Source organism: Mesorhizobium sp. ESP7-2, from assembly GCF_020164715.1.
Taxonomy (GTDB): domain Bacteria; phylum Pseudomonadota; class Alphaproteobacteria; order Rhizobiales; family Rhizobiaceae; genus Mesorhizobium.
Genome location: NZ_JAIUGQ010000042.1, coordinates 1 through 20,821, shown reverse-complemented (window position 1 = coordinate 20,821; position 20,821 = coordinate 1). Strand labels below are relative to the sequence as shown.

23 protein-coding genes and 2 pseudogenes are annotated in these 20,821 nt (G+C 63.1%); 15 read left to right on the top strand and 10 right to left on the bottom strand.

Going from position 1 to position 20,821, the window contains the following annotated elements:
• Window positions 1-2: 2 nt before the first annotated feature.
• The 4 genes from LB543_RS28180 to hisB are packed head-to-tail and all read right to left on the bottom strand — an operon-like array spanning window position 3 to window position 2,025.
• Complete coding sequence (locus tag LB543_RS28180; RefSeq protein WP_224616497.1) at window positions 3-293, bottom strand: DUF1330 domain-containing protein; 291 nt, start codon at window positions 291-293, stop codon at window positions 3-5.
• 5 nt (window positions 294-298) lie between these two features.
• Complete coding sequence (gene hisH / locus LB543_RS28175) at window positions 299-949, bottom strand: imidazole glycerol phosphate synthase subunit HisH (protein WP_224616496.1); 651 nt, start codon at window positions 947-949, stop codon at window positions 299-301.
• Between the two features lies 1 nt (window position 950).
• Entirely contained in the window at window positions 951-1,421 is a 471-nt protein-coding gene (locus LB543_RS28170) for a DUF2628 domain-containing protein (protein WP_224616495.1), read from the bottom strand.
• Window positions 1,422-1,425: 4 nt separating this feature from the next.
• Entirely contained in the window at window positions 1,426-2,025 is a 600-nt protein-coding gene (hisB, locus tag LB543_RS28165; RefSeq protein ID WP_224616494.1) for an imidazoleglycerol-phosphate dehydratase HisB, read from the bottom strand.
• Between the two features lie 230 nt (window positions 2,026-2,255).
• Here hisB and hslV point away from each other — a divergent pair, with 230 nt between their 5' ends.
• From hslV to LB543_RS28140, 5 genes and pseudogenes are all read left to right on the top strand, one after another.
• Complete coding sequence (gene hslV / locus LB543_RS28160; protein ID WP_224616493.1) at window positions 2,256-2,807, top strand: ATP-dependent protease subunit HslV; 552 nt, start codon at window positions 2,256-2,258, stop codon at window positions 2,805-2,807.
• A complete protein-coding gene (locus tag LB543_RS28155; RefSeq protein ID WP_224616492.1) occupies window positions 2,797-3,315 on the top strand; it encodes a GNAT family N-acetyltransferase in 519 nt (172 codons plus the stop codon). Before hslV ends, LB543_RS28155 begins: the two co-directional genes overlap by 11 nt.
• An 8-nt stretch (window positions 3,316-3,323) precedes the next feature.
• Window positions 3,324-3,923, top strand: a complete 600-nt coding sequence (locus LB543_RS28150) for a DUF2585 domain-containing protein (protein ID WP_140813634.1) — start codon at window positions 3,324-3,326, stop codon at window positions 3,921-3,923.
• A gap of 4 nt (window positions 3,924-3,927) precedes the next feature.
• Complete coding sequence (hslU, locus tag LB543_RS28145; protein ID WP_224616491.1) at window positions 3,928-5,238, top strand: ATP-dependent protease ATPase subunit HslU; 1,311 nt, start codon at window positions 3,928-3,930, stop codon at window positions 5,236-5,238.
• A gap of 214 nt (window positions 5,239-5,452) precedes the next feature.
• Window positions 5,453-6,468: pseudogene (locus LB543_RS28140) on the top strand (DUF1402 family protein).
• Between the two features lie 237 nt (window positions 6,469-6,705).
• Here LB543_RS28140 and LB543_RS28135 read toward each other — a convergent pair.
• The 3 genes from LB543_RS28135 to LB543_RS28125 are packed head-to-tail and all read right to left on the bottom strand — an operon-like array spanning window position 6,706 to window position 9,374.
• Window positions 6,706-7,944, bottom strand: coding sequence for an NAD(P)/FAD-dependent oxidoreductase (locus LB543_RS28135; protein ID WP_224616489.1), 1,239 nt, complete (start codon window positions 7,942-7,944; stop codon window positions 6,706-6,708).
• Window positions 7,941-8,255 (bottom strand): MocE family 2Fe-2S type ferredoxin, encoded by a 315-nt coding sequence (locus LB543_RS28130; protein WP_224616488.1) that lies wholly within the window; start codon window positions 8,253-8,255, stop codon window positions 7,941-7,943. Before LB543_RS28130 ends, LB543_RS28135 begins: the two co-directional genes overlap by 4 nt.
• Before the next feature lie 27 nt (window positions 8,256-8,282).
• A complete protein-coding gene (locus LB543_RS28125; RefSeq protein ID WP_224616487.1) occupies window positions 8,283-9,374 on the bottom strand; it encodes a fatty acid desaturase family protein in 1,092 nt (363 codons plus the stop codon).
• Between the two features lie 165 nt (window positions 9,375-9,539).
• Between LB543_RS28125 and LB543_RS28120 the strand changes: the two genes are divergently transcribed.
• The 7 genes from LB543_RS28120 to LB543_RS28090 all read left to right on the top strand — a co-directional run bounded on the left by LB543_RS28120 (window position 9,540) and on the right by LB543_RS28090 (window position 16,678).
• Window positions 9,540-10,571, top strand: a complete 1,032-nt coding sequence (locus LB543_RS28120; protein WP_224616486.1) for a LacI family DNA-binding transcriptional regulator — start codon at window positions 9,540-9,542, stop codon at window positions 10,569-10,571.
• A gap of 42 nt (window positions 10,572-10,613) precedes the next feature.
• Window positions 10,614-11,441, top strand: coding sequence for a hypothetical protein (locus tag LB543_RS28115; protein ID WP_224616485.1), 828 nt, complete (start codon window positions 10,614-10,616; stop codon window positions 11,439-11,441).
• A gap of 400 nt (window positions 11,442-11,841) precedes the next feature.
• The gene (locus LB543_RS28110) at window positions 11,842-12,783 is read left to right on the top strand and encodes a sugar ABC transporter substrate-binding protein (RefSeq protein ID WP_224616484.1); all 942 of its coding nucleotides are present in this window, start codon (window positions 11,842-11,844) and stop codon (window positions 12,781-12,783) included.
• Between the two features lie 101 nt (window positions 12,784-12,884).
• Complete coding sequence (locus LB543_RS28105; RefSeq protein ID WP_224616483.1) at window positions 12,885-13,961, top strand: ABC transporter permease; 1,077 nt, start codon at window positions 12,885-12,887, stop codon at window positions 13,959-13,961.
• A 2-nt stretch (window positions 13,962-13,963) separates the two neighbouring features.
• Window positions 13,964-14,731: an ATP-binding cassette domain-containing protein gene (locus LB543_RS28100; RefSeq protein WP_224591238.1), complete on the top strand. Its 768-nt coding sequence runs from the start codon at window positions 13,964-13,966 to the stop codon at window positions 14,729-14,731.
• Between the two features lie 121 nt (window positions 14,732-14,852).
• Complete coding sequence (gene iolG, locus LB543_RS28095; protein WP_224616482.1) at window positions 14,853-15,848, top strand: inositol 2-dehydrogenase; 996 nt, start codon at window positions 14,853-14,855, stop codon at window positions 15,846-15,848.
• 35 nt (window positions 15,849-15,883) lie between these two features.
• On the top strand, window positions 15,884-16,678 hold the full coding sequence (locus tag LB543_RS28090) for an SDR family oxidoreductase (protein WP_224616481.1): 795 nt from the start codon (window positions 15,884-15,886) through the stop codon (window positions 16,676-16,678).
• A gap of 35 nt (window positions 16,679-16,713) precedes the next feature.
• Here LB543_RS28090 and LB543_RS28085 read toward each other — a convergent pair whose 3' ends face one another.
• Together LB543_RS28085 and LB543_RS28080 are read right to left on the bottom strand one after the other, a co-directional pair.
• Entirely contained in the window at window positions 16,714-17,139 is a 426-nt protein-coding gene (locus LB543_RS28085) for a type II toxin-antitoxin system VapC family toxin (protein WP_224616480.1), read from the bottom strand.
• Window positions 17,136-17,381, bottom strand: a complete 246-nt coding sequence (locus tag LB543_RS28080) for a type II toxin-antitoxin system VapB family antitoxin (protein WP_224616479.1) — start codon at window positions 17,379-17,381, stop codon at window positions 17,136-17,138. The genes LB543_RS28085 and LB543_RS28080 overlap by 4 nt, the downstream gene beginning before the upstream one ends.
• A gap of 326 nt (window positions 17,382-17,707) precedes the next feature.
• Between LB543_RS28080 and LB543_RS28075 the strand changes: the two genes are divergently transcribed.
• Entirely contained in the window at window positions 17,708-18,799 is a 1,092-nt protein-coding gene (locus LB543_RS28075) for a 3-deoxy-7-phosphoheptulonate synthase (protein WP_224616478.1), read from the top strand.
• Window positions 18,800-18,837: 38 nt separating this feature from the next.
• On the opposite strand, the gene LB543_RS28070 is transcribed toward LB543_RS28075, so the two are convergent.
• The gene (locus LB543_RS28070; protein WP_224616477.1) at window positions 18,838-19,473 is read right to left on the bottom strand and encodes a LysE family translocator; all 636 of its coding nucleotides are present in this window, start codon (window positions 19,471-19,473) and stop codon (window positions 18,838-18,840) included.
• Between the two features lie 127 nt (window positions 19,474-19,600).
• Between LB543_RS28070 and LB543_RS28065 the strand changes: the two genes are divergently transcribed.
• Window positions 19,601-20,299: a helix-turn-helix transcriptional regulator gene (locus LB543_RS28065; protein ID WP_224616476.1), complete on the top strand. Its 699-nt coding sequence runs from the start codon at window positions 19,601-19,603 to the stop codon at window positions 20,297-20,299.
• A 186-nt stretch (window positions 20,300-20,485) separates the two neighbouring features.
• Window positions 20,486-20,821 (top strand): annotated as a pseudogene (locus LB543_RS28060) (helix-turn-helix domain-containing protein); the annotation flags it as partial.

The window sequence follows — 20,821 nt, the reverse complement described above, 5'->3', positions numbered from 1 at the left end:
TTTCAGGCGCCTTCAACGATGACGAAATGACCTGATGAGGCGGCAAGCCGGAATTTGGAGGCATGCTGATATTCAGGCGAATGATAGCATTCGACCGCCTTGTCGAAAGACTCGAACTCGACCAGCACATGGCGGTTGCCGGTAGGTCCTTCCGGATTTTCGTGGCGGCCGGCCCGCACGGCGAATTTCGCCCCATACTTCGCGAACGCCACCGCGTTCGCCTCGATGTACTGTTTGTACAGTTCGGGGTCGCGGACATCGATCATCGCCATCCAGTAGCCCTTCTTGCTCATGGTGTTCAGGGCCTCCAGCGCAGGAAATTGGTGATCAGCGCCAGACCCAGCTCCTGGCTCTTTTCTGGATGGAACTGCGTGCCGGCGAGATTGTCTCGGGCGACGGTTGCCGTCACCGGGCCGCCATAGTCGGCGACCGCAACGACCTCGTCCGGCTTTTTCGCATCGAGATGGTAGGAGTGGACGAAATAGGCATGCAGGCCCGTCGCGCCGGTCGGAATGCCGGAAAACAGCGGGTGCCGACGCCGCAATTCGATCGTGTTCCAGCCGATCTGCGGGATCTTCAGCGCCGGATCGGAAGGCTGGATCTCCTTGACGTCGCCCGATATCCAGCCGAAGCCGTTGGTGATGGTCTTTTCGAGACCGCGCTGCGACATCAGCTGCATGCCGACGCAAATGCCCAGGAAAGGCCGGCCCTTGGCGATGGCGACGTCCTCGATCGCGTCCCACATGCCCTCGACGGCGCGCAGCCCGGCGGCGCAGTCGGCGTAAGCGCCGACGCCGGGCAGGACGATGCGGTCCGCGGTGCGCACGCGGTCGGCGTCGGCCGTCAGGTCGATCTCGGCCGATATGCAGGCCTCGCGCGCGGCGCGCTCGAAAGCCTTGGTGGCCGAGCGCAGATTGCCCGAACCGTAATCGATGATCGCAACCCGCATCTCAGCGCCGTCCTGGAATGTGGGTCAGCCCCAGCGCCATGCCGGGCTGCGCCGGGCGCGCCAGAGCGGCATCGGGAACGATGCGCGGCGCGGGCTCATCCGAAAGCCCTTCGGCTTCCAGGGCATAGCGTATGTCGGCATCCCCGAGCCAGCCGGCCTCGACCACGCCCCATTCATGCCAGCCGCGGCGGCGTAGCGCCGCGATGCGCAATCCCTGCCCCTCCAGCCCGACATAGAGCGAGACGAACAGCGACAGCAGCGAGCCGGCGACACCGAGGCCAAGTTTCTGGCCAAACATCGAAAGCACGCCCATGACGACAAAGGCGAGCGCCGCTTCGACCCACAGCCGGTGCCAGGCAAGCCACAGCGGCGGCACCAGCAGGCCGAGCCAGGTGAAGCCGTCGCGGACCAGCGTCGTCATGTCGAATTTCTCGCTGCGGCCAGGTGGCTCCATCACGACATAGGCGGTCATGAGGCTATCCCTTCAAAGAACCCTTGGTGGAGGGAACCGCGCCAGGCTGGCGCGGATCAAGCTCGAGCGCGGCGCGCAACGCGCGCGCCACCGCCTTGAAGCAGGTCTCGGCTATATGATGGTTGTTGGCGCCATAATGGTTGGTGACATGCAGCGTGATGCCGGCGTTCTGCGCCAGCGCCTGAAAGAATTCACGCACCAGTTCGGTGTCGAAGGTGCCGATCTTGGGCGACGAGAACGAAACGTTCCAGACCAGGAAGGGGCGGCCCGACACGTCGATCGCCGCACGCGTCAGCGTCTCGTCCATGGCAAGGTCGATCGAGGCGTAGCGCATGATGCCGCGCCGCTCGCCCAGCGCCTTGGTCAGGGCCTGGCCGAGCGCGATGCCGGTGTCCTCGACCGTGTGGTGGTCGTCTATGTGCAGGTCGCCCTTGGCCTTGACGGTCATGTCGATCAGTGAATGGCGGGCAAGCTGGTCCAGCATATGGTCGAAGAAGCCGACACCCGTGGCGATGTCCGATTTGCCGGAGCCGTCGACATGGATCGACACGGAAATGTCGGTTTCCGCGGTCTTGCGGCTTGCATCGGCGGAACGAGGCGCCATCACTCTATCCTTGTGCCAGTGGTTCAGATCGTGACCGGTTCACGGCCCTCGAGCGCTCGCGGGCTTGAAAACGAGAGCCTTCTAGCAGCATGATCCGGCGATTGCCAGTTGCGATCCCGGCCGCTATCGAGCGGTTTGCAATCATTGGCCCCGTGCATACATATGGCCGATCAAAGTTACTCGTACCGCGCCAATCGCCTTTTTGGGATGGCGCTGCTCGGAGCCAGGAAATGTCTGATAATCTGACCATGCACGCCACGACGATCGTGACCGTGCGCAAGGGCAACAAGGTGGTGATCGCCGGCGACGGCCAGGTCAGCCTTGGCCAGACCATCATGAAGGGCAATGCCCGCAAAGTGCGCCGCATCGGCAAGGGCGGCAATGTGATCGCCGGCTTCGCGGGTGCCACCGCCGACGCCTTCACGCTGCTGGAGCGGCTCGAAGCCAAGCTCGAACAGTATCCTGATCAACTCACCCGCGCGTGCGTCGAGCTTGCCAAGGACTGGCGCACCGACCGCTATCTGCGCCGGCTGGAGGCGATGATGCTGGTTGCCGACAAGTCGGTCTCGCTGGCGCTGACCGGCAATGGCGACGTGCTGGAGCCCGAACATGGCGTCATGGCCATCGGTTCGGGCGGCAATTACGCGCTGGCCGCGGCGCGCGCGCTGATGGACACCGACAAGGACGCCGAGGAGATCGCCCGCAGGGCGATGCAGATCGCGTCCGACATCTGCGTCTACACCAACAACAATTTCGTCGTCGAAACGCTCGATGCCGGCTGAACCAGTCGCGCCCTACGATTTTCGGCCGGTGACCAAAAAGGACCTGCCGATGATCGCCGGCTGGCTGGCCGAGCCGCATGTTGCAGAGTGGTGGGACGATCCCGAGACGGAAATCGCGGAGATTGCCGATCATATAGACTCGATTTCCGTCGAGCCGCTGATCGTCGAGCTCGACGGAAAGCCGATCGCCTATCTCCAAAGCTACGACCCGCATCTGGAAGACGGCCATCCCTATGCGGATCAGCCGTTCGGCACGCTCGGCATCGATCTCTCGATCGGCCGGCCGGAGCTGATCGGCATCGGCCACGGCTCGGCGATCGTGCGCCAGTTCGTCGAAGACCTGTTCGAGGAGGGCGTGCCGCGCGTCATCATCGATCCCGACCCTGCCAACATCAGGGCCATCCGCGCCTATGAAAAAGCCGGATTTCGGGCCATTGATCGCAGGCAGTCGGTTTATGGCGACGTCGTGCTGATGGCGATCGATGCCGAAGACGCGCAAGAGGGGTAATCCGGGGCATGGTCACATCGAGCGAGGACAAGAGCCTTTCCGCTTACGAGGACAGCTGGCGGATGGGGCTGCTGATCGTCGCCGGCCTGCTCGTCGCCCAGGCCGTCACGCTCTACCTGATGGGCCATCCGCCGATCTGCACCTGCGGCTATGTCAAGCTGTGGCATGGCGTGGTGAACAGTTCGGAGAATTCCCAGCACATTTCGGACTGGTACACCTTCTCGCACATCATCCACGGTTTCCTGTTCTATGCGCTGGCGCGGTTCCTGTTCCCGCGCTCGCCGATCGGCTTGCGGCTGGCATTCGCCGTCCTCGTCGAGGGCGGGTGGGAAATCCTCGAAAACAGCCCGTTCATCATCGAGCGCTACCGCGCCGGCACCATTTCGCTCGATTATTACGGCGACAGCATCATCAATTCGGTGTCCGACACACTGGCCATGGTGCTGGGATTTGTCATGGCGCGAAGGCTACCTATATGGGTGATCGTCAGCCTCGCCATTCTCTTCGAACTGGGCACCGGCTACCTCATCCGGGACAACCTTACACTCAACGTGATCATGCTGCTGCATCCGTTCGAGACCATCAAGCAGTGGCAAAGTGGAATTTAGCGATATGAGCACATTTTCTCCCCGCGAAATCGTTTCGGAACTCGACCGCTTCATCATCGGCCAGAAGGACGCCAAGCGCGCCGTGGCCATCGCCTTGCGCAACCGCTGGCGGCGCCAGCAACTCGAAGGCCAGATGCGCGAAGAGGTGATGCCGAAGAACATCCTGATGATCGGCCCGACCGGCGTCGGCAAGACCGAGATTTCGCGCCGACTGGCGCGGCTCGCCGGCGCGCCGTTCGTCAAGGTCGAGGCGACCAAATTCACCGAGGTCGGCTATGTCGGCCGCGATGTCGAGCAGATCATCCGCGACCTGGTTGAGATTGCCATCGGCCTGATGCGCGAGAAGATGCGCGAGGACGTCAAGGCACGCGCCCATGTCAACGCCGAGGAACGCGTTCTGGAAGCCTTGGTCGGCAAGACGGCGAGCCCGGCGACGCGCGACTCATTCCGCAAGAAGCTGCGCGAGGGTGAGCTCGACGACAAGGAAATCGAAATCGAGGTGGCCGACACCGGCAATGGCGGCATGCCCGGTTTCGAGATTCCCGGCATGCCTGGCGCCAATATCGGCGTTCTCAACATCAACGACATGCTGTCTAAGGCGATGGGCGGCAAGAAGACCAAGCTGCGCAAGACCACGGTGAAGGAATCCTACGACCTGCTGGTCGGCGACGAGTCCGACAAGCTGCTCGACCAGGACGAGGTGGTGCGCCGGGCGCTCGACGCGACGGAGAATGACGGCATCGTCTTCCTGGACGAGATCGACAAGATCGCCGCCCGGTCGGACATTTCGGGCGGGCCTTCGCGCGAAGGCGTGCAGCGCGACCTGCTGCCGCTGGTCGAAGGCACGACGGTAGCTACCAAATACGGACCGGTGAAGACGGACCACGTCCTGTTCATCGCTTCCGGTGCCTTCCATGTCTCCAAGCCGTCCGACCTGTTGCCGGAACTGCAGGGCCGCTTGCCGATCCGCGTCGAGCTGCGCGCGCTGGAGAAGGAGGACTTCGTCCGCATCCTGACCGAGACCGAGGCGAGCCTGATCAAGCAGTATATCGCGCTGATGAAGACCGAGGGCGTCGAGCTGACCTTCACCGACGACGCCATCGATTCGCTCGCCGGCGTCGCCGTCGATCTCAACGCCAGCATCGAGAACATCGGCGCGCGGCGGCTGCAGACGGTGATGGAGCGGGTGTTGGACGACATCTCCTATGATGCGCCGGACCGCAACGGCACGGCCGTGACCATCGACGCCGCCTACGTCCAGAAGCATGTCGGCGACCTCTCCAGAAACACGGATCTGTCGCGGTTCATCCTTTGAACGGCAGCGCCGGAGCAATCCGGCCCGGTCAAGCAACAACTTCCGGCAGGAGCCATGTGTGGCCAGATGGTACCATCTGGCCACCTTTCGTCTCGCCGGATGATGGGGCGCTCTCGACTCGACCAAGTGCTTTACCTAGTTTGCGCGGCAATTCCCTAGAGCGGTTCAGCGTTTGATAGATCGCCGACCCGCTCTAGCTCTTTGTTTTCACGCAATTCCGGACGGAAAACCGTTACGCACTTTTCCTGGAATTGCTCTAGGCGGCGGCGCATGAAAAAACTTATCCTGGTCATTCTCGGCTTGACGCTGGCGGCGACGCTGTTCGCCGCCGACGCGGCGACATTGGTGCCGGCGGGAAACCGCAATGCCGAGCAGCCCGACATTCCCGGCGCCTCCAGCCGCCGCACGCAGGCGACCAACACCACCTTCCAGGCGAAGTACCGCAAGGTCTATGCGCTGCTGCAGAACGACGCTGATCTGCGCGCCAAGATCAGGAAGGCGGCCAGCGCCTATGGCATAGACCCCATGCACATCGTCGGCGCCATCGTCGGCGAGCACACCTACAATGTCGACGCCTATGACCGGCTGCAGACCTACTACGTCAAGGCGATCTCCTACCTGTCGAGCAAGCTGTCCTTCGCCTATGACGGCGAGGATGTCAGCGATTTCGTGCGGCGGCCGGAATTCAAGAAATGCGTCGCCATTTCGGACAGCTACGATCTGTGGGAATGCCGCGAGCAGGTCTGGAACCATTCGTTTCGCGGCAAGACCGTCGGCGGCGAGGATTTCCCCGACAACCGTTTCGGCGCCACCTTCTTCCAGCCCTACTATGCCGGTCAGACCTTCGGCCTCGGCCAGCTCAACCCGCTGACCGCCTTGCAGATGAGCGACCTCGTGCACAAGGTGTCCGGCCTGCCGGAACTCGACGTCTCCGATCCCAATTCGGTCTACAAGACCATCATGGATCCGGACCTGACGCTGCCCTATGTCGCGGCGACGATCAGGAAATCGATCGACGCCTACAAGAGCATCGCCGGCTTCGACATATCGGGCAATCCGGGGCTGACCGCCACGCTCTACAATGTCGGCAATCCGGAACAGCGCGCCTATGCGCTGAAGGCGGAGAACGAGAAGCGCCGCGCCGCCGGCGAGCCGGAGAAGCTGCCGGAAGAGAATTATTACGGCTGGCTGGTCAACGACAAGCTGGCGGAGCTCAAGGCGCTGTTTTAGCGGCGCAGGCGCGCTGGCATTAATTTGTCGACACCTGCGCCGCCCCTCATTGTCCTGCCGGCCATTTCTCCCCGTTTAGTGACGGGGAGAAAGATGCCGTTATCAATGATTTCGCCAATTATTTGCGGTGCGTGAATCGCGGCGATGTTGCCACAGCTCCCTTCTCCCCGTTCTACGGGGAGAAGATGCCGGCAGGCAGATGAGGGGCGGCGCCGACATCGACCAAGTGGTGCGACTTCACGCCGCCAGCAACGCCTTCAGCTTGACTTCAGGCGATCCCAGCGCCCCCGGCGCCGGCCTGGCCCGCTTGCCGATCAGCATTTCGGCCAGCCTTATGTCGCGCGCCACCGCGTTGCCCGGGCCGATGCCGCTGGCCGCCACCAGCCTGCCGTCTTCGGCGAGATGGAAGAGGATGAAGGCGCCGGCGCCGAGATCGCGACGCACGGTGCTACGGCCTTCGTCGGAAAGGCCGGCGATCTGTAGGGACAGGCCGTACTGGTCCGACCAGAACCACGGCACGGCGGTATGCGCCTCGCCGGCGCCCAGCGTGTTCTTCGCCGCCAGTGCCCCCTGTTCCTGCGCATTGCGCCAGGCCTCCAGCCGCACGCGGCGGCCGCCATAGACGGCGAGCGGAAACGAGCAGCAATCGCCGGCGGCAAAGATGTCGGGATCGCTGCTGCGTAATTCCGCGTCGACCGCGATGCCGTTTTCGATGGCCAGGCCGGCTTCAGCCGCGAGCCCGGTCACCGGCACGGCGCCGATGCCGATGACGGCGAGGTCGGCAATGATCTCCCGGCCGTCGGCAAGTGTCACCCGCACCTCCCTGCCGTCGTCGGCTATGGAGGCGATGCCTTGCCCGCAGACCACGTCGACACGCTCGGCGACATGCGCTTCATGGATGATTTCGGCGATCTCGGCCGGAACACCGCGCATCAGGATACGTGGCTGCGCCTCAATGACGGTGACATCTGCGCCGAGCTTGCGGGCGGCCGCCGCAAGTTCGAGGCCGATGAAGCCGCCGCCAATGACGGCGATGCGGTTGCCGGCGCTGAGATGGGCGCGGATGGCCAGTGCATCGGCGAAGGTCCTGAGATACACGCAACGCCCGCCAAGGCCGGGCATCGGCAGCTTGCGCGGCGTCGAGCCGGTGGCCAGCAGCAGCTTGTCGTAGGCCAACACCGAACCATCGGATAGGCGCACCGTATGCGCCGCGCGATCGATCGCCACGGCCTGGACGGAATGGATATGCCGGATCGATTTTTCGGCCAGGATCTCGTCGCTGGCGATCGCCTTGATTGTGGGCGCGTCGCTGGCCATCGCCTCCTTGGACAGAGGCGGCCGTTCATAGGGCAGATGCGGCTCGTCGCCGACCAGCGTCACCGGCCCGTCATAGTCGAGATCGCGCAACGTGAGCGCCGCCCGCCCGCCGCATTCGCCGGCTCCGATGATCACCATCCCGCGTGCCATGCCGGTCATCCGATCTGAACGAGGACTTTGCCTGCGTCGACCTTGACCGGATAGGTTCTGAGGTCGACGCAGACCGGCGCGCCCCTGGCCGCGCCGGTTTTGTAGTTGAAGCGGCCATTGTGCTTGGGGCATTCGATGATGTCGTCCATCACCAGCCCGTCGGCGAGGTGCACTTTCTCATGTGTGCACAAGCCGTCGGTGGCGAAATATTCGTGGTCCGGGCTGCGATAGATGGCGAAGGTGCGCCCGCCATGATCGAAGCGCATCACGTCCTCTTCATCGATGTCGCCGGCGGCGCAGGCCTCGACCCAATCGCTCATTCAGTCCTCCCCTGCAGTCGTTTGATGTCATTCCGCCGCCGCGGCGACGGTATCGTTATGGAATTCCTCGCGGTACGGCCTGGCGGTCGGCGGCAGTTCGCGCTTGAGGAAATAATCCTCGTTGCGCAGCTGGCGGCGGAAGACCGGGATCATCTCGCGGTAACCGGCCAGGATCGACGGCGTCGGCGCCGGCAGGTCGTGCTTGATCAGCGCATGCAACCTGGGCAGCGCATGGTAGGGCACCATGGGGAACATGTGATGTTCGACGTGGTAATTCATGTTCCAGTAGATGAAGCGGCTGATCGGGTTCATGTAGACGGTGCGGCTGTTCAGCCGGTGGTCGGTGACGTTGTCGGCGAGACCGCCATGCTGCAGCAGGCCGACCATGACGTGATGCCAGGCGCCGTAAAGCCGGGGCAGGCCGACCAGCATCAAGGGCAGGAACGACCCGGTGTAGAGCGCCAGCGTGATCGTCGTGGCATAGATCGCCGTCCAGATGCGGGCAACACGGATCGCTTTGGGCTGCTCCTGTTCGGGAATGAAGGTTTTCTCCGCTGCGCTGATGTTGGCGGCGGCGTTGCGCAGCATATCGCTCATCGCATGCCAGGCGTCGAGCACGCCGACAAAACCGAGGACAAGGCGCACCAGATCCGGCGGCCGCATGACCGTAATCTCAGGATCGCGGCCGACGATGATGGTATCGGTGTGATGGCGCGTGTGGCTCCAGCGCCAGGTCACCGGATTGCGCATGATCATGAAGCAGGCGATCTGGTAGACCACATCATTCATCCACTGCGTGCGGAACGCCGTGCCGTGGCCGCATTCGTGCCAGCGCGAATCGGTCGATGAGCCGTAGAGCACGCCATAGGCGAAGAAGAACGGCACGCACAACCAGCTGCCCCAGAACCAGGCGCCGCCGGCGCCGCTGATGACGAGGGCGGCGAGCCAGATCGCGGTGTCGCGGATCGCCGGGCCATCGGAGCGCTGCATCAACTCCTTCATCTGCTTGCGGGGAATGTCGGTGTGATACCACTCGGCCGCCGACAGGCCGTTTTCGACGGCAAGCCGGGCGTCGCGGCCGATCAGGCTGTAGTCACGCCGGGACGGCGCTGCGGTCATGATTGCCTCCCAAGGCAGGGCATCCGCCATGCGAATGCCGATCACCAACTGGCTCCATGCTCAGAAATAACGCCGAGTCATGATAGACTCAACATCACAAAGATGGTTTCTATCATTTCCTATCAAGATGATGTATCGATATCAGGCAATCGAACGAGGGCGATCATGGCGAAACGGCCGACCATCACTGATCTGGCGCGCGTCTCCGGCGTCAGCGTCGCCACGGTGGACCGCGTGCTCAACAATCGCTTGCCGGTACGCGAGGAAACCGCGCGCCGTGTCTACGAGACCGCGACCGAGATCGGCTATCACGCGGCCGGCCTGATCAAGCAGCGCATGCGCCACGAGCTGCCGGAATACCGGCTCGGCTTCCTGCTTTTGAGAGGCAATGATGTCTTCTACACCGAGTTCGCGCGGCAGCTCGAGCTCGCTGTTTCGCAATCGCAGCGCTTCCGCGGTGTCGCGATCATCGACTTCGCCAGTTCGCTGACGCCGGACGAAATCGTCGAGCGCACGCGCAAGCTGGCGGCCAAATGCAGGGCTGTCGCCCTTGTCGGGCCGGATCACCCGGCGTTGACCGTCACCGTAGAGGAGATGAAGGCCAGGGGATTGCCTGTCTTTTCCCTGCTGTCCGACTTCGCCGCCGGCATTCGCGAGGGCTATGTCGGCCTCGACAACCGCAAGGTCGGCCGCACTGCGGCCTGGATGATCTCGAAAGCGGCGAAGCGGCCGGGCAAGGTCGCGCTCTTCGTCGGCAGCCACCGCTTCCATGGCCACGAACTGCGCGAGATCGGCTTCCGCTCCTTCTTCCGCGAACAGGCGCCGGACTTCACCTTGCTGGAAACGCTGGTCAATCTCGAGGCCAACCAGATCACGCAGGACACGCTGCTCGACCTGCTCGGCCGCCACCCGGACTTCGTCGGCTGCTATGTCGCGGGCGGCGGCATGGAAGGCGCGGTCGCGGCGCTGAGGCAGGCCAGGCCGGCCGAGATGCCGGCGGTGGTCTGCAACGAGATATCGGCGGTCTCGCGATCCGCCCTGGCGGACGGGGTGCTGACCATGGTGATCTCCACGCCGCTGGCGGCATTGTGCCGCGAACTGCTCGATCTCATGGCGCACGCCATCGAGACGGGCGCGGCGAACGCACCCGGCCAGACCTTCCTGCCATTCGACATCTACCTGCCTGAGAACATCTAGCGCTGGACTTTCAGGCGCGCCGCGCCCGCAGGCGTATCCAAATTGACGCATGAGTGGCAGCTAATATATACATGGCTGATGGATGGGGATGGGTTTGGCTACATCGCTTTTGGGAGCGACGAACTCTATGCGCGTGGCGCGCTCTTCAGCGCGCTTCGCCTGCTTCACTTTTGCCCGAATGCCAGGGTAATGGTCCTGACCGACAGGCCCTCCATTTTCGACGACTATCCCATCGAAACAATCGAACTCACGGCCAAGAGACAGACCGAGATGTCCTTCGGCAATCGATACATGTTTGGCATCAAGGCCGCAGGCATCGTCGATCTGCTGCGGCGTTGCGAGCGCCTGTTCTTCATGGATACGGACATGTATCCGACCGGTGACATATCGCGATGTTTCAACCGGATTTCAGCTTTGTCCTCCATAATGTGGCGGTGTGAAGGGCGCCCGAAGGCCTCTTATCGCGCGCTCAAGGGTAAGGGGCTCTCAATTGGAGGTCACATCCTGACGGGAGACGAGACGATGTGGGCGAGCGGCGTCCTTGGCGTTCATCATGATAACATCCCGGCGCTACAGCTAGCGTACGCGGCCAGCGAGAAAGTCAGCGAAATCGTGCGTTTGCACACCCCGGAACAATTCTGCATCGGCGTCGCGCTATCACAGGATGGACGGAAAATCCGCAGCCACCGGCTGCCGATCCGCAACTACAACACCAGGGGAAAGAAGCTTCACGCCCGAAAGCGAATTGGAGCTTTCTTCGATCTCAGCGGCAAGCTCAGTGTCGAACAGCAGGTGAGGCAGGCCGCGGGATACAGGGTCTGGAGAGCGCCGCTCGATCTCTTGCTGCAGAGAGACATCTGGCATTTCTGAACTGCCATCGCCTGTCGACGGCATCCAAGGAACGGACATGGCGCGCGGATGCCATCGGCATCGCCGCCGGCGGCAGGCGTGCGCCTGCCTGCCCCGCGCCGCCAAGGCAGCGGCATTCATCCGGCAGCATCCGCACAGTGTCGACGCGTCCGCCAAAATCGCACATCCGGTTTTGGAATCGCCCTTGACGCCTCCCGACGAAATGGAATAAATATTTCACCAGTCATGTATTTTGGTTCTTTCGTTCCGGAACATCTGTTTCAAACAGAAGCTTTGGCGTTCCAGCAAACGGCAGGCGCCATCCGGGGGAGAGAAGACAATCGGGAGAGATTCCCCGGGCAGATCGGGGATTCCGGAGACATCGGTGCAACCGGACACCAAAAGTGGAGGAGAGATTACAATGAAGAAACTGCTTTTGGGCGTCGCCTTCGCGGCGCTGATGAGTTCATCGGCCATGGCCGCCAAGATCGGCGTCTCGATGGCCAAGTTCGACGACAATTTCCTCACCGTGCTGCGCAACGGCATGATCGAGCAGGCCAAGGGCATGAGCGGCGTCGAGTTGCAGGTCGAGGACGCACAGAACGACGTCGCCAAGCAACTCGACCAGATCAAGAACTTCGCCGCTTCGGGCGTCGACGCCATCATCGTCAACCCGGTCGATACCTCGGCCACACAGGCGATGTCGGATGCGGCCGCCGCCGCCAAGATCCCGCTGGTCTACGTCAATCGCGAGCCGGTCAATGTCGACAAGCTGCCTGACAACCAGGCCTTCGTCGCTTCGAACGAGGCCGATTCCGGCACGCTCGAGACCAAGGAAGTCTGCCGCCTGTTCAAGGAAGCCGGCAAGAAGGAAGCCAACGTCTACGTGATCATGGGCGAGCTTTCCAACCAGGCCGCCGTGCAGCGCACCAAGGACATCGACAATGTCATCGCCACGCCGGACTGCAGCTTCATCAAGATCATCGACAAGCAGACCTCGAACTGGGATCGCGACCAGGCCCAGAACCTGATGGCCAACTGGCTGTCGACCGGCAAGAAGTTCGACGGCGTCATCGCCAACAATGACGAAAGCGCCATCGGCGCCATCCAGGCGATGAAGGCCGCCAACATCGACATGAAGTCGGTTGTCGTCGGCGGTGTCGACGCCACCCAGGACGCGCTTGCCGCCATGCAGGCGGGCGACCTTGACGTAACCGTGTTCCAGGACGCGGCCGGCCAGGGTGCGGGCGCGCTGGATGCGGCGCTGAAGCTGGCCAAGGGCGAGAAGGTCGAGCACAAGGTCTATGTGCCCTTCCAGCTCGTCACCCCGGCCAACATCGACAAGTTCTTGAAGAAGAACTGAGCGGCGGATAGCGGGAGCGGCGCTCTCAAAGCGTCGCTCCTCCTTCCCTCAGCGCCGGCAAGGCGCGAGGATCGACTGCGGCTGACGGAGGATAGAAAGACGTGGCACAGACATCTCATGGCGTCGGCGGTCTGACCTACGATGCGAAGAAGCGCGCATGGCCGGCCGAGTTCAATGTTTTCCTGGCGCTCGTCATCCTTGTCGTCGTCTTCGAGCTGATCGGCCGGATCTTTCTCGGCGACAGCTTCCTGTTCAACACCCGCAGCGACGTCAGCGGCATCTTCAACGAGGCGCGCCTGCAGATCATCATCCTGCAGGTGTCGATCGTCGGCATCATCGCCATCGGCGTTACGCAGGTGATCATCACGGGCGGCATCGATCTGTCCTCCGGCTCGATCGTCGGCGCGACGGCCATGATCGCCATGAGTTTCGCCCAGGTCGCGACCGTCAATGGCAATCCCAATCCCAAGGCGATGTTCCTGGCGCAGGGCTGGACCGACCTGCCGGTGATCGTCCCGGTGGTGGTGGCGGTCGGCTGCGGCCTGCTCGCCGGCATGGTCAACGGCGCGCTGATCGCCTACACGCGCATTCCGCCCTTCATCGCCACGCTCGGCATGATGGTGACCGCGCGCGGCATCGCCAAATGGTGGTCCAAGGGCCAGCCGATCTCGTTCCCGACAGACAGTTTCGCGGCAATAGGCAAGGGCCTGATGCCGGTCATCATCTTCCTGTCGCTGGCGGCGCTGTTCCAGCTGATCATGACCTACACCAGATACGGCAAGCATTGCTACGCCATCGGCTCCAACGAGGATGCCGCGCGCATGTCGGGCATCAAGATCGCCAACCACAAGATCCTCGTCTATGTCATCGCCGGCATTCTCGCGGCGCTCGCCGCCGTGGTGCTTTCCTCCAAGAACCTCACCGCCCAGGCCGGCATGGGCGTGATGTATGAGCTCGACGCCATCGCCATGGCGGTCATCGGCGGCGTCTCGCTGTCGGGCGGCCGCGGCTCGATCATCGGCACGGTGATCGGCGCGCTGATCTTCGGCGTCATCATCTCCGGTTTTACCTTCCTGCGCCTCGACGCCTACTATCAGGAGATGGTCAAGGGCGTGATCATCGTCGGTGCGGTCGTTCTCGACCAGTGGCGCCAGCGCATGCGGGCATTGAGGGCTTGACCATGTCAGACATCGTCCTGAAGACCGAAAACCTGACCAAGCGCTATGGCGGCGTGCACGCGCTGGATGGCGCCAACTTCGAACTGCGCAAGGGCGAGCATGTCGCCATCATGGGCGACAACGGCGCCGGCAAGTCGACCTTCGTGCGCCAGATCACCGGTGTCGAGCAACGCACAAGCGGCCAGATCTGGTTCGACGGCAAGGAAGTGAATTTCGCCGGACCGATCGAGGCCCGCGAGGCAGGTATCGAGACGGTGTTCCAGAACCTGGCGCTGGCCGACGATCTCGACGTGCCCTCGAACCTGTTCCTGGGCCGTGAAAGGGTGCTGTTCAACCTCGGGCCGTTCTCGATCCTCGACCGCCGCTATATGCGCAAGGCGACCGAGGCGGCGCTGGTCCGCACGGCGGTGAAGATCCCCAATCTGTCCAACACGATCCGCCACATGTCAGGCGGCCAGCGGCAGTGCGTGGCGATCGCCAGGACGGCGACCTTCGCCTCCAAGCTGATCATCATGGACGAGCCGACGGCTGCCCTCGGCGTGCAGGAGACGGCGCAGGTCGAAAACATCATCCGCACGCTAAAGGACAATGGCGAGCCGCTGATCCTGATCAGCCACAACATGCGCCAAGTGTTCGATCTCTGCGACCGCATCGTGGTGTTCCGGCGCGGCCGCATCGTCGCCAATCTGCGCAAGGAGAATACCGACGGGCAGGACATCGTCTCGTACATCACCGGCGCCAAGACCGGAGAGGCGGAACTCGCGGCGTAGGCGGCGTGGCTGCCCCGCTCCGGGACGATCCGCCACGCCGACAAAAATGAACTTGCCCCTTTCCTCGACAGGAAGGTGCGGACACAACTCTCTCGAACCCATCCCCTAGAGGAAAATTTCCATGACTGTTCGCTTCGCCCTCCTCGGTGCCGGCCGCATCGGCAAGGTCCACGCCCGCGCCGTGGGTTCCAACCCCCAGGCAAAACTGGTCGCCGTGGCCGACGCTTTCGAGAAGGCGGCGAGCGAATTGGCTGGTGCCTATGGCGCCGAGGTGCGCACCATCGACGAAATCGAGACCGCCAGGGACATCGATGCCGTCGTCATCTGCACGCCGACCGACACGCATGCCGATCTGATCGAACGCTTCGCCAAGGCCGGCAAGGCGATCTTCTGCGAGAAGCCGATCGACCTCGACGTCAAGCGGGTGGAGAGGTGCCTGGCCGTCGTCGACAAGGCCAAGGCGACGCTGATGGTCGGCTTCAACCGCCGCTTCGATCCGCATTTCGCCGCCGTGCGCAAGGCGATCGATGACGGCGCCATCGGCACGGTCGAGATGGTCACCATCACGTCCCGCGATCCCGGCGCCCCGCCGCTCGACTATATCGCCCGCTCCGGCGGCATTTTCCGTGACATGACCATCCATGACTTCGACATGGCGCGCTTCCTGCTCGGCGAGGAGCCGGTCGCGGTCAGCGCACACGCTTCGGTGCTTGTGGACAAAAAAATCGGCGAGGCCGGCGATTTCGATTCGGTCAGCGTCATCCTCGAAACCGCATCGGGCAAGCAGGCCGTCATCTCCAATTCCCGCCGCGCCACCTACGGCTACGATCAGCGTATCGAAGTGCACGGTTCGAAGGGCATGGTGGCTGCCGAGAACCAGCGGCCGGTGTCGATCGAACTCGCCAATGAGAAGGGCTATACGCGCCCGCCGCTGCACGACTTCTTCATGACCCGTTATCTGGACGCCTATGCCCTCGAGATCGCCGCCTTCATCACCGCGGCGACTTCAGGCAAGAAGGCGGCGCCGAGCGGCGCGGACGGCCTCGTCGCGCTCAAGCTCGCCCATGCGGCGCTGAAGTCGGCGACCACGGGCAAGACCGTCCGCTTGGACAAGTAAGAACGCATCCGGACCCAACGCACAGGAGCAGAGCGATGAGCGCATTCGCCGGTCGCAATTCGAACACCCGCGCCATCGTTACCGGCGGCGCGCAAGGCATAGGCTTCGCGGTCGCCGAGGCCCTGGCCGACGAGGGCTGCCGGGCGCTGGCGCTCATCGGCCGCTCGCAGGAGAAGGGCGACAAGGCAGTCGCCCATTTCAAGAAATCAGGCGTCGACGCGATTTTCATCAGCGCCGACGTTTCCAAGGTGGCCGACTGCAAGCGCGCGGTCGCCACCGCGCTCTCGCATTTCGGCAGCATCAACACGCTGGTCAATGCCGCCGCCACCTCGGCGCGCGGCTCGCTGGTCGAGACATCGGAAGAGCTCTTCGACCAGATCTTCGACACCAATGTGCGCGGTCCCTTCTTCCTGATGCAGGGCGTGGTGGCGCATTTGCTGGAGAAAAAGGCACCCGGCTCGATCGTCAACGTGCTGTCGATGTCGGCGCATACCGGCCAGTCCTTCCTGACGCCCTATTCGACCAGCAAGGGCGCGCTGATGACGCTGACCAAGAACGTCGCCAATGCCTATCGCTTCAACCGCATCCGCTGCAACGCCGTGCTGCCCGGCTGGATGGACACCGAAGGCGAGGGCATCGTGCAGAAGCAATGGCACGATGCGCCCGATGACTGGCTGGCGAAGGCCGAGGCCGCGCAGCCGATGGGCCAGTTGGTCAAGCCGGACCAGCTCGCGCGGCTGATCAGCTACATGGTCAGCCCGCAATCGGGCGTCATGACCGGATCGCTGGTCGACTACGACCAGAGCGTCGCGGGGTCGTCGCCGGAATAGGTTCATGCGAGCAGTCCGCGTGACACATCTTGAACCTATCGTATGTCTGTCTTTGTGAAGTCCTGACCGGTGTAGAGCAAAGCCAAATCATATGCCTTGCAACAGGCATAGGAAAAGCAATCGCCCATGTTGAGCTGCGCCGGCGAATTGACACCCTTGCCGTAGCTGCGTGCCGCTTCGACAGCGAGCCGCCCGACTTCAGCCGAAATGAGGACTTCGCCGATCCCCAAATCCTGCACGAAGCGGTCGACGGCGGCATTCGCCTTTGCGATTGCCGCCGGTTCCACGGGTGAAGGCAGGGGGGTCTTTGAACGCGCCAAGGCCATTGCGGTCTCGAAACGAACGACCGCCGAAATGAAGAAAGGCCCGCCATGGGCATCCATCCGGGCGGCGAGTTCTCCTGCCGTGGGCTCCGGGCGCAACAGAGCGACAGCCGCCGACGCGTCGATGAACAGGCTCATAGCCCGCCTGAAAGCTCGTCCGAATAGGCTTTCATATCGAAGTCAGGATTATCCTCTCCGATTTCGCCAGCCATTCTGACCGCCTCCGCCAAGCGTTCCGACACGGATTGGACAGCGCGGGCGCGCTCGATTTCATGCGTCAGAGCGCGGCGAACCGCCTCGGCCTTACTCGGCGCCTTTGTGAGGCGCTGCACCTCGAGTACCAGCCGGTCGACTTCCGTGTCCTTCACGTAAAGCGGCATCGGAGCATATCCTTTTTGGCATATCCAACATATGCATTCTTACATATCCATGCAAGACTCCTATCAGACGCGTGACATCCAACGCGACTTCAGCTATACGCCCACTCATGATCAACCTGACCGCCACGTATTGGTACTTTAGGAGCTCGCTGGCGGCGGGAGGATTGCGCTCGATCTGAAGATTGCAGCACCAAGATCCGAACAGCCGCCAGACCTGGCGGCTTTTTTGTTTCAGCCGGCAGGTTCCCAAACATAGTTTTACGCAATTCCGGACGGAAAAACGCTACGCACTTTTCCTGGAATTGCTCTAACAGGAGCAGAAAGCCGTGTTGACCACCACAGACGACCTTCGGGTCAAGGAACTCAGACTGCTGAGCACGCCGGAAGAGGTGATGCGCGAGATACCGCGCTCGCTGACGGCGACGCGCACCGTTGCCGCCTCGCGCAACGCCATCCACTCCATCCTGACAGGGGCCGACGATCGACTTGTTGTCATCGTCGGCCCTTGTTCCATCCACGATCCGGTCGCGGCCGTCGACTACGCCAGCCGTCTGGCGGCGCTGCGCGAGACCCTGGCCGACCGGCTCGAGATCGTCATGCGGGTCTATTTCGAGAAGCCGCGCACGACGGTCGGCTGGAAGGGCCTGATCAACGATCCCGACCTCGACGGCAGCTTCAACATCGACAAGGGCCTGCGGATGGCGCGCAACGTGCTTTCCGCCGTCAACAATCTCGGCCTGCCGGCGGCGACCGAATTCCTCGACATGACGACGCCGCAATACATTGCCGACCTCGTCGCCTGGGGCGCCATCGGCGCGCGCACGACCGAGAGCCAGATCCATCGCGAGCTGGCCTCGGGCCTCTCCTGCCCCGTCGGCTTCAAGAACGGCACCGACGGCAATCTCAGGATCGCCGGCGAGGCGGTGAAGTCGGCCGCCCAGCCGCACCATTTCATGGCGGTGACCAAGGGCGGGCGCAGCGCCATCGCGGCGACCACCGGAAACGAGGATTGCCATGTCATCCTGCGCGGCGGCATCGCGCCGAACTATGACGCGGCAAGCGTCGAGGCCGCCTCCGTCGAACTCGCGCGCATCGGTATCGCGCCCCGTCTGATGATCGACGTCAGCCACGCCAATTCGAGCAAGAAGCCCGAGAACCAGCCCAAGGTGGCAGCTGACGTGGCGGGCCAGGTGGCGGCGGGCGACGAGCGCATCATCGGCGTCATGATCGAGAGCAATCTCGTCGCCGGACGGCAGGACGTCGTGCCTGGCAAGCCGCAGGTCTACGGCCAGAGCATCACCGATGGCTGCATCGACTGGGCGACCACCGAGACAGTGCTACACGGCCTTGCCGGCGCTGTCGAATGGCGCCGCTCGGCGCGCCGCGCCATGCTGGACAGCCGGCAAGGGGCCGCCTGATACGGCCGACGATAGGGGAAGGGCGGCGCCGACAGGAATTACGCCGCCCTCAAGCCTTCCCATGCAGTGAAGACCGAGACCGCAAAGAGCAGCAGCCCGGCCGCCCGGCCGGCAAGAACGGTCGCCCGGGGATTGGCGATCAAAAGGCTGCGGCTGCGGCCGGCTGATATGGCGAGCCCGCCATAGATCGCGGCCTGCGTTAGCACGGTGAGCAGGCCCATGATCGTCGCCTGCATCCAGATCGGGCCGTAGTGCGGTTTCAGGAACTGCGGGTAGACCGCCAGGACGAAGAGATAGGCCTTGGGATTGATCAGGCAGGTCACGAAACCCTGGCGAAACGCCTTCCATGCGGAGCTGCTGCCGGCCGGTCCGTCATGCCCGACGGTGATGGAACTGCGCATCAGAGTCAGGCCGATGAATGCCATGTAGGCGGCGCCGGCAAGCAGCAGCGGTTTGAACAGGATCGGCACGAAATGCATCAGCAAGCCGACGCCGATCGCACCGTTAAGCGTATGCACCATGCCGCCGACCATGATGCCGCCGGTCGCCGCAAGCCCCCTGTCGCGTCCGCCGGTCAGCGCATTGGCAAGCACGAACAGCATGTCCATGCCTGGAACAGCGATGATGCCGAACAGGAGAAGAAAGAAAAGCCATAGATTTTCCGCGTAGCTCATGTCAGTTGCCTGTCGCCTCTTACCGGCGTGCCGCCAAGGAATTGTTGCTTTTCAACCCGATAGGCGATCCTATAGATCGAGCCAACTGACGATGGTGTGTCAGTTGTGATCGCTGCCGGTGAGAAAAATGCGCAAGGCATCGCGCCTGTTCGAGATCATTCAGATCCTGCGGCTGGCCAGGCAGCCGGTGACGGCGGCGATGATTGCCGCGCAGCTGGAAGTGACGATTCGCTCGATCTACCGCGACATCGCGGCACTGCAGGCCATGCGTGTCCCGATCGAGGGCGGCCGTGGCATCGGCTACATACTGCGCCCCGGCTTCGACCTACCGCCGCTGATGTTCTCGATCGAGGAGATGGAGGCGATCGTGCTGTCGCTGGCGCTGCTGGAGCGCACCGGAGACGACGAACTCAAGCAGGCGGCCAAGCGCGTCGGCGCCAAGATCGCCGGCGCGGTGCCGCCGCCCTTGCGCCAGACGCTCGACGCCAATGCGTTGCATGCCTGGGGCTTCGCCGCGCCCTCCGCCGGTACGATCGACCTGGCGCTGGTGCGCCGCGCCATCCGCGACGAGGAAAAGCTCGACCTTTCCTACCGCGACGAACTCGGCCGGACCTCCGAGCGGCTCATCCGCCCGATCGCGCTGATCTACTACGCCGAGACGGCCAACATCGTCGCCTGGTGCGAACTGCGCCAGGCGATCCGCAATTTCCGCAGCGACCGCATCGAGGATTGCCAGCCAACCGGCCTACACTTCAAGGGCCAAGGCGATAGGTTGCGGCAGGTTTGGGTGGACGGCTGGGAGACGAACACGGCTGTCGGTGGTTGAGATCGCGGATGGGCTGCCGCAGCGCGATTGGTTTGATAGGCTGGCGCCGCCCCTCATTGCCCTGCCGGGCATTTCTCCCCGCATAGTGACGGGGAGAAAGGTCGCCTTGTCCGAACCGGATAGATAGGTAACAGAATGGACCGATAGCATGGGTGACAGTTTTCTTGTCCGCCGGGAGGACCGGCGATGGTTTGGCGAGCGACTGGCATCATGGACGAGCGGCTTCGGTTTGTAGTGGATTGCCTGGCCGGCGAGGAGACGATGAGCGCGCTTTGTGGGGCCTACGGCATATCGCGCAAGAGCGGCTACAAATGGCTTGGTCGCTATCGGGAGTTTGGCCCGGAAGGTTTGCATGATCTGCCGCGGGCGCCGCTCGAGCCCGGCCGAGCAACGGCAGCGGAGCTGGTGGATCGGATTTTGGCGAAGAAGCAAGCGCATCCGCTGTGGGTCCAAAGAAGATCATTGCGCGCCTGAGACGCAGCGAGCCCTGCTGCGACTGGCCGGCGGTCTCGACGGCAGGCG

Excerpts from the sequence above, each read along its gene's own strand:
- LB543_RS28180 (WP_224616497.1), bottom strand. The coding sequence starts at position 293 with ATGAGCAAGAAGGGCTACTGGATGGCGATGATCGATGTCCGCGACCCC.
- hisH (WP_224616496.1), bottom strand. The coding sequence starts at position 949 with ATGCGGGTTGCGATCATCGATTACGGTTCGGGCAATCTGCGCTCGGCC.
- LB543_RS28170 (WP_224616495.1), bottom strand. The coding sequence starts at position 1,421 with ATGACCGCCTATGTCGTGATGGAGCCACCTGGCCGCAGCGAGAAATTC.
- hisB (WP_224616494.1), bottom strand. The coding sequence starts at position 2,025 with ATGGCGCCTCGTTCCGCCGATGCAAGCCGCAAGACCGCGGAAACCGAC.
- hslV (WP_224616493.1), top strand. The coding sequence starts at position 2,256 with ATGTCTGATAATCTGACCATGCACGCCACGACGATCGTGACCGTGCGC.
- LB543_RS28155 (WP_224616492.1), top strand. The coding sequence starts at position 2,797 with ATGCCGGCTGAACCAGTCGCGCCCTACGATTTTCGGCCGGTGACCAAA.
- LB543_RS28150 (WP_140813634.1), top strand. The coding sequence starts at position 3,324 with ATGGTCACATCGAGCGAGGACAAGAGCCTTTCCGCTTACGAGGACAGC.
- hslU (WP_224616491.1), top strand. The coding sequence starts at position 3,928 with ATGAGCACATTTTCTCCCCGCGAAATCGTTTCGGAACTCGACCGCTTC.
- LB543_RS28135 (WP_224616489.1), bottom strand. The coding sequence starts at position 7,944 with ATGACCGGCATGGCACGCGGGATGGTGATCATCGGAGCCGGCGAATGC.
- LB543_RS28130 (WP_224616488.1), bottom strand. The coding sequence starts at position 8,255 with ATGAGCGATTGGGTCGAGGCCTGCGCCGCCGGCGACATCGATGAAGAG.
- LB543_RS28125 (WP_224616487.1), bottom strand. The coding sequence starts at position 9,374 with ATGACCGCAGCGCCGTCCCGGCGTGACTACAGCCTGATCGGCCGCGAC.
- LB543_RS28120 (WP_224616486.1), top strand. The coding sequence starts at position 9,540 with ATGGCGAAACGGCCGACCATCACTGATCTGGCGCGCGTCTCCGGCGTC.
- LB543_RS28110 (WP_224616484.1), top strand. The coding sequence starts at position 11,842 with ATGAAGAAACTGCTTTTGGGCGTCGCCTTCGCGGCGCTGATGAGTTCA.
- LB543_RS28100 (WP_224591238.1), top strand. The coding sequence starts at position 13,964 with ATGTCAGACATCGTCCTGAAGACCGAAAACCTGACCAAGCGCTATGGC.
- iolG (WP_224616482.1), top strand. The coding sequence starts at position 14,853 with ATGACTGTTCGCTTCGCCCTCCTCGGTGCCGGCCGCATCGGCAAGGTC.
- LB543_RS28090 (WP_224616481.1), top strand. The coding sequence starts at position 15,884 with ATGAGCGCATTCGCCGGTCGCAATTCGAACACCCGCGCCATCGTTACC.
- LB543_RS28085 (WP_224616480.1), bottom strand. The coding sequence starts at position 17,139 with ATGAGCCTGTTCATCGACGCGTCGGCGGCTGTCGCTCTGTTGCGCCCG.
- LB543_RS28080 (WP_224616479.1), bottom strand. The coding sequence starts at position 17,381 with ATGCCGCTTTACGTGAAGGACACGGAAGTCGACCGGCTGGTACTCGAG.
- LB543_RS28070 (WP_224616477.1), bottom strand. The coding sequence starts at position 19,473 with ATGAGCTACGCGGAAAATCTATGGCTTTTCTTTCTTCTCCTGTTCGGC.
- LB543_RS28065 (WP_224616476.1), top strand. The coding sequence starts at position 19,601 with ATGCGCAAGGCATCGCGCCTGTTCGAGATCATTCAGATCCTGCGGCTG.